We start from the raw sequence: 6,871 nt of genomic DNA, 5'->3' as shown, positions 1-6,871 counted from the left end.
CGCCACTGCGGCCGGGCGCGGCGACGGCCTCGCCACGGCGGACGACTTCCGCCACCTCGGCGCGCTCGCCGACCGGCTCGCCGCGGCGCTGGACCACCATCTCGGCGAGCGCGATCTCGCCCTCATGGACACGCTCGAGCGCGAACGCCGTGCCGTCGCCCTGCAGATCCTCGCCGCCCTGCTCCTCGCCGGCCTGCTCGCGGCACTCGCGGGCGGGTGGCTGCTGCGCCCGCTCGGGCGCATGGAACAGGCGATCGGCGAGCTCGGCGAGAACCGCCTCACCCGCCCGATCGACATCGACGGCCCTGCCGACCTGCGCAGGCTGGGCGAGCGGCTCGACTGGCTGCGCCTGCGCCTCGCCGAACTCGAGGCCGACCGCGGCCGCGTGCTGCGCCACGTCTCGCACGAGCTCAAGACCCCGCTCGCCTCGCTGCGCGAAGGGGTCGCCCTGCTCGAGGACGGCGTGCTCGGCCCGCTCGAACCCGAGCAGCGCGAGGTGACCGCCATCCTCGCGCACAGCGCGCGCACCCTGCAGGCGCGCATCGAACAGCTGCTGCGGCTCAACGCGAGCCAGTTCGACGCGCGCTCGCTGCACCTGCAGCCCACCGCCCTCCGGCCCCTGCTGCGCAAGATCGGCGAGGAGCAGCGCCTGCCGGCGCGCGCACGCCGGGTGACGATCGGACTCGCGGGCGACGCTCCCATCGTGCATGCCGACGCCGGCAAGCTGCACAGCGTGTTCTCCAACCTGCTCGCCAACGCGATCGCCTTCAGCCCCACCGGTGGCCACATCCGCATCGAGCTCCGCCGCGCCGGCGAGAACGTGGTGATCGACTGCCGCGACGAAGGCCCGGGGATCGCGCCCGACGAGCTCGAACGCATCTTCGAGCCCTTCTACCAGGGTCGTCGCAGCCCTCCCTCAAGCGCACGCGGCAGCGGCATCGGGCTGGCGATCGTGCGCGAGTTCATCGGCGCCCACCGCGGCCGGGTGCGCGCGCTGCCGAGCGAGCTTGGCGCCCATTTCCGCATCGAGTTGCCCCATGCCTGACGCCCGCCTCCACGTCGTCCGCGCAGTCTCCCGCGCAGCACGCCGCGTGTGCGTCCGGATCGCCCGCGCCGTGCTCCCCGCCACCCTCGCCCTGCTCGCGGGGTGCGCCGACCTCCCGGCCCGGCAGACGGCCGAGGACGACACGAGCGCCGCGGCACTTGCCCACGAAGCCGCGCAGCAGCGCCTGCACACCGCGGTGCAGGCCGCCCAACCCGGGCAGGAGCGGCTCGCCACGGCGCGGCGCGCGCTCGAAAGCCTGCTCGCCGACGATCGCGCACAGGCGCGCGCGCTGCATCCCTACGCACGCGCCCTGCTCGAACAGCTCCGCGTGCGCCAGCAAGTCGCCGCACTCGCCGAGCACCTGCGCCGCCAGCTCGACGAGCTTGCCCGCGCCAGCGACGCGCAGGCGCTGGAACTCGACGCGCTGCGCCGGCAGAACGCCGCGCTGCAGCGCCAGCTCGAGGCGCTCGCCGAGATCGAACGCGAGCTGACCTTGCCCGGCCTGCCGGTGCGGCCCCGCACCGGGCTGCCCGAATGAGCACGTCGACGGAGATGCACGCGACCGCGGCGGCGGCACCGGCGCGCCTGCTGGTGGTCGACGACGACGCCGACCTGCTGCGCCTGCTCGCGATGCGCCTGCAGGCCACCGGCTACGACGTCGCCACCGCGGACAGCGTCGCGGCCGCACGCAGCCGTCTCGGCGTGGAGCGCTTCGACCTCGTGGTGAGCGACGTGCGCCTGCCCGACGGCGACGGACTCGCCCTGTTCGAGGACATCCGCCGCCAGCATCCGGCGCTGCCGGTCATCCTGCTCACCGCGCACGGCACCATCCCCGATGCGGTCGAGGCCACCGCGCTCGGGGTCGCCGGTTATCTCACCAAGCCCTTCGACAGCCAGGCCCTGCTGCAGGGCATCCGCCAGGCCCTGCAACGCGCCGGCCCCACCCACGCCCGCAGCGGTCTCCGCGCCGACGCCCCCGGCAGCGCCGGCGACACGGCCTGGCGCGCAGCGATCCTCAGCCGCAGCAGCCGCATGCAGGCAGTCCTCGACGAGGCCCGTCTGGTCGCCGCCGCGGACGCCAGCGTGCTGATCCGCGGTGACAGCGGCACCGGCAAGGAGCTGCTCGCACGCGCGATCCACCTCGCCAGCCCGCGCGCCGCTGCGCCCTTCGTCGCGATCAACTGCGGCGCCATTCCCGAGCCGCTGCTCGAATCCGAGCTCTTCGGCCACGTGCGCGGCGCCTTCACCGGCGCCACCAGCGCCCATCAGGGCCTGGTGCAGGCCGCCCACGGCGGCACACTCTTCCTCGACGAGATCGGCGACATGCCGCCCGCGCTGCAGGTCAAGCTGCTGCGCGTGCTGCAGGAGCGCGCCGTGCGTCCGGTGGGTGCGACGCGCGCGCAGGCGGTCGACCTGCGCATCGTCTCCGCCACCCACCGCGACCTCGACGCGGCGCTGGCCGCGGGCCAGTTCCGCGCGGACCTCTACTACCGCATCGACGTGGTGAGCCTGCAGCTGCCCACCCTGGCCGAGCGCCGCGAGGACATCCCGCTGCTCGCCGGGCACTTCCTGCGCAGCCTCGCGCACAAGTACGGCAGGCGCCTCACCGGCTTCGCGCCCGAAGCGCTGGAGGCACTCGCCACCGCGCCGTGGCCGGGCAACGTGCGCCAGCTCCACAACGTGGTCGAGCAGGCGTGCGCGCTCGCCACCACGGCGCTGATCCCGCGCGCCCTGGTCGAACGCGCCCTGCGCGTGCAGCCGGCCGAGGCCCTCGGCTACGCCGAGGCGAAGCGCCGCTTCGAGCGAAACTATCTGATACAGCTGCTGAAACTGACTGCGGGTAATGTTTCGGACGCTGCACGGCTGGCGGAGCGCAATCGCACCGAGTTCTACCGCCTGCTGCAGCGGCACGACCTGACGCCCGAGCTCTTCCGCGGCGCCGGCCCCGATGTCGAACAATGAACAAGACCCAGACGGAGCCCGACATGATCAAACGCCAGACCATCGCCGCCATGCTGACCACCACCGCGATCGCCTTCTCGATCGCCACCCCGGCCCAGGCCGCCCGCCTGCTCGAAGCCGGACCGTTCGACACCGTCTCCGCCTGCAGCGGTGACAAGCCCGCCACCGCTACTCCGGGCGAGCGCAAGGACAAGCCCGCGCAGACCTGATCGCCGCCGGCCCTGCCCGCTTCAAATCCAGGCCGCGCCCCGGGCACCGGGTGCGCGGCCTTGTTCGTCAGTGCATGGGACGGAGGCGCGGCGGGTTCATGCAGGAGGCGCGAACGTGGCGGTCGAGCTGCGCCGCTCCGCTCAGGCGGTCCCGCCCACCGTCAGCCCGTCGATGCGCAGCGTCGGCTGGCCGACGCCCACCGGAACGCTCTGCCCGTCCTTGCCGCAAGTCCCGACGCCCGGATCCAGCCGCATGTCGTTGCCGATCATGCGGATCTTGGTGAGCGCGTCCGGGCCGTTGCCGATCAAGGTCGCCCCCTTCACCGGGCGGGTCACCTTGCCGTTCTCGATCAGGTAGGCCTCGGCAGTGGAGAAGACGAACTTGCCCGAGGTGATGTCCACCTGGCCGCCGCCGAAGTTCACCGCGTACAAGCCCTTCTTCACCGACTTGATGATCTCCTCCGGATCCTTGTCGCCGTTCAGCATGTAGGTGTTGGTCATGCGCGGCAGCGGCAGGTGGGCGAAGGACTCGCGGCGGCCGTTGCCGGTGACCGGCATGCCCATCAGGCGGGCATTCATCATGTCCTGCATGTAGCCGGTGAGGATGCCGTCCTCGATCAGCACGGTGCGCTCGGTCGGGTTGCCCTCGTCGTCGATCGACAGCGAGCCGCGGCGATCGGGCAGCGTGCCGTCGTCAACCACGGTGACGCCCCTGGCCGCCACCTGCTGGCCGATGCGCCCGGAAAACGCCGAGCTGCCCTTGCGGTTGAAGTCGCCCTCCAGCCCGTGGCCGATCGCCTCGTGGAGCAGGATGCCCGGCCAGCCGGGGCCGAGCACGACCGGCATGGTGCCGGCCGGGGCCGGGTCGGCGCCGAGGTTCACGCGCGCCTGATGCACCGCCTGGCGGGCGTAGTCGTGCAGGCGGTCGTCGCAGAACCAGCCGTAGTCGTAGCGTCCGCCGCCGCCTGCGCTGCCCTGCTCGCGGCGGCCGTCCTCCTCCATGATCACGGTGATCGACACGCGCACCAGCGGACGCACATCGGCGGCTTGATGGCCGTCGCTGCGCACCACCATCACCACCTCCCAGGAGCCGGCGATGTGGGCCATGACCTGGGTCACGCGCGCATCCTCGGCGCGTGCGAAGGCCTCGAGGCGCTCGAGCAGCTCGACCTTGGCGGTGTCGTCGAGCGAGTCGAGCGGGTCGTCGGCCCGGTACAGGCGGGTCCTGAGCTTGTGCGGGACGATGCCGACGCGGCGGCGCTCGCCGGCCGCGGCGATCGCACGCGTGGCGGTGGCGGCGCCGACCAGGGCGTCGAGCGAGATGTCGTCGGAGTAGGCGAAGGCGGTCTTCTCGCCGCTGATCGCGCGCACGCCCACGCCCTGCTCGATGTCGAAGCTGCCCGACTTGACGATGCCCTCTTCCAGGCTCCAGGCCTCGGAGCGCTGGTACTGGAAGTAGAGGTCGGCGAAGTCGATGTCGTGGCGCATCAGCTTGCGGAAGGTCTTCTCGAGCTCCGCCTCGCCCAGGCCGTAGGGCGACAGCAGGTAACGGTCGGCGACCTTGAGGGGATTCTGGCTCTTGCTCATCGGTAAATCCTTGGCGGAGGATGCCGGTTGGACCGGCATCGGGCAAAAACGATCATTGCGGGGCGACGACACGAGGAGGCTGCGGCATCGGCCACGTTCGCCCCCTCGCGGACGGCGCGTTCAGGCCAGGCAGCGGTGGCGCAGGGCAGGCAGGCTCCCGCGTACCGCCGCGAGGCGCGCGGGATCGAGGTCCGCGACCACCACGCCGGGGCCCTCGTCGCGGCAGGCGAGGATCTCGCCCCAGGGATCGACGATCATGGTGTGGCCCCAGGTCACCCGCCCGCTCTCGTGGCACCCGCCCTGGGCCGGCGCCATCACGTAGCACTGGTTCTCGATCGCGCGCGCGCGCAGCAGCACCTCCCAGTGCGCGCGGCCGGTGGTCCAGGTGAAGGCGGCCGGCAGCACGATCAGATCCACCTCGCCCATGGCACGGAAGAGCTCGGGGAAGCGCAGGTCGTAGCACACCGACAGCCCGATGCGCCCGGCCGGCGAGTCGAAGCAGGCGACCGTGCCGCCCGGCTCGATGGTGGCCGCCTCGTCGTAGCGCTCCTCGCCGCGCTGGAAGCCGAACAGGTGGATCTTGTCGTAGCGCGCCACGCGCCGGCCCTGGTCGTCGAAGACCAGGGTGCTGTTGCGCACCTTGTCCTCGGCCTCGGCGACCAGCGGGAGGGTGCCGCCGATCAGCCACACGCCGTGGCGGCGCGCCTCGCCGGCGAGGAAATCCTGCAGCGGGCCGGCGCCCTCGGGCTCGCGGATGCGCACCTTGGCGGTCTCGTCCTTGCTGATGAGCGGAAAGTATTCGGGCAGCGCGATCACGCGGGCGCCGGCGGCGGCGGCCTGGGCAATCAGGTGCGACGCGGTTTCCAGGTTGGCGGCGACGTCGGGCCCGGAGACCGTCTGGATGGCGGCGATGCGCACCGGCGCGGAAAGGGAGGTTTCGGTCATGTCGGCGAGCTTGGGGCGGGGTGCTGCCGCTGGCGGCAAGACCCCGCGGGGGTTGGGCAAGGAAGGGCACGCAGCTTGGGCGCTCGCCCCCGGATCAGCGCGACTCCGGCGCAGCGGCCCTGCCGCGCTTGGCGACCTGGGGGTCGGACCACGCGCCGGTCACCGTGTACTCGAAGGCGAAGAGCTTCTCGATCGGGTCGCTGAGCACCTTCTGGGCGAGATAGGTCACCACGCCGGCGACCGGATTCACCAAGCCCGCCGCCGCGCCGATCGCCACCGACTCGGACAGCGTCGGCTGCACCAGAACGCGCAGGTCCTGCGTTTCGGAGACCACGTCGGCGCTGCCGCTCATCGCGACGCGCGCCGCGGGTCCGCGGATCTCCAGGTCCTCGCTGCGCAGCACACCACGGTCAAGCTCGATGCTACCGGAAATGCGATCGAAGGCGAATCCTTCGGAGAACACGTCGCGGAAGTCGAGCGTGATCCGGCGCGGCAGCGACTGCAGGCTGAGGATGCCGAGCAGACGGCCGACGCCGGGTTCGAGCCGGTTGAACTGGCCCGCGCCGGTCTCCAGCCGCAGCCTGCCCGACAGGCTGGGATAGTCGATCCGGGTCGGCGCACCCCGCCATGCGAGCTGGCCGGCCAGGCTGGCGGCGCCGCCGCGCACCACGTCGGGGTGGCCCAGGCGCCGGATCAGCCCACCCATCGACGCGGTCTCGAGCGCGAAGTCGAGCTCGGTGCGCTGGCGCGCGCCCGCGCGCCACTGCCCCTTGCCGGCGAGGCGTCCGTCGGCGTTCATCAGCGCGAAGCGGTCGAGCTGCCAGAGGTTGCCGCGGTTGCGTGCGAGGACCTCGAGGCGGCCGAGTTCGAGCTCGTTGATGTCGAAGCGCTCGGCCACCACGTCGAGCGCGGGCAGGCGCTGCGGCGGATCGTCCACCGCCTCGTCGCCCGCGGAGTCACCGTCTGCGCCAGCCTGCACGCCGCCGGCCTCGCGCACCAGACGCAGGTGGCGGAAGCGCGCCGCGAGCGTGCCCTTGCCCGCCGCCCGCCAGTCGAACTCGCCGTCCGCGCGATCGCTCTCCAGGCGCGCCTTCCAGCCGCCCGGATCGGCGCGCGCGCGCAG

Annotated in this window: 7 protein-coding genes; 4 read left to right on the top strand and 3 right to left on the bottom strand. The window is 72.7% G+C overall.

Features of this window, described 5'->3' with window-relative positions; all coding sequences use genetic code 11:
* The 4 genes from C665_RS17390 to C665_RS17375 form a co-directional block, all read left to right on the top strand.
* The coding region (locus C665_RS17390; protein WP_004324455.1) for a sensor histidine kinase at window positions 1-1,045 on the top strand (1,045 nt) is incomplete at its 5' end.
* A 70-nt stretch (window positions 1,046-1,115) separates the two neighbouring features.
* Complete coding sequence (locus tag C665_RS17385) at window positions 1,116-1,583, top strand: hypothetical protein (protein ID WP_245537188.1); 468 nt, start codon at window positions 1,116-1,118, stop codon at window positions 1,581-1,583.
* A 14-nt stretch (window positions 1,584-1,597) separates the two neighbouring features.
* On the top strand, window positions 1,598-3,007 hold the full coding sequence (locus C665_RS17380) for a sigma 54-interacting transcriptional regulator (RefSeq protein WP_004324452.1): 1,410 nt from the start codon (window positions 1,598-1,600) through the stop codon (window positions 3,005-3,007).
* Window positions 3,004-3,216: a hypothetical protein gene (locus C665_RS17375; protein ID WP_004324450.1), complete on the top strand. Its 213-nt coding sequence runs from the start codon at window positions 3,004-3,006 to the stop codon at window positions 3,214-3,216. The genes C665_RS17380 and C665_RS17375 overlap by 4 nt, the downstream gene beginning before the upstream one ends.
* 141 nt (window positions 3,217-3,357) lie before the next feature.
* On the opposite strand, the gene tldD is transcribed toward C665_RS17375, so the two are convergent.
* From tldD to C665_RS17360, 3 genes are all read right to left on the bottom strand, one after another.
* Window positions 3,358-4,803: a metalloprotease TldD gene (gene tldD / locus C665_RS17370; protein WP_004324448.1), complete on the bottom strand. Its 1,446-nt coding sequence runs from the start codon at window positions 4,801-4,803 to the stop codon at window positions 3,358-3,360.
* A 120-nt stretch (window positions 4,804-4,923) separates the two neighbouring features.
* On the bottom strand, window positions 4,924-5,748 hold the full coding sequence (locus C665_RS17365) for a carbon-nitrogen hydrolase family protein (RefSeq protein ID WP_004324446.1): 825 nt from the start codon (window positions 5,746-5,748) through the stop codon (window positions 4,924-4,926).
* Between the two features lie 94 nt (window positions 5,749-5,842).
* The coding region (locus C665_RS17360; protein WP_040829545.1) for a YhdP family phospholipid transporter at window positions 5,843-6,871 on the bottom strand (1,029 nt) is incomplete at its 5' end.

It is taken from the genome of Thauera aminoaromatica S2, assembly GCF_000310185.1.
Lineage (GTDB): Bacteria > Pseudomonadota > Gammaproteobacteria > Burkholderiales > Rhodocyclaceae > Thauera > Thauera aminoaromatica.
This window is presented reverse-complemented; position numbering and strand designations above follow the sequence as displayed.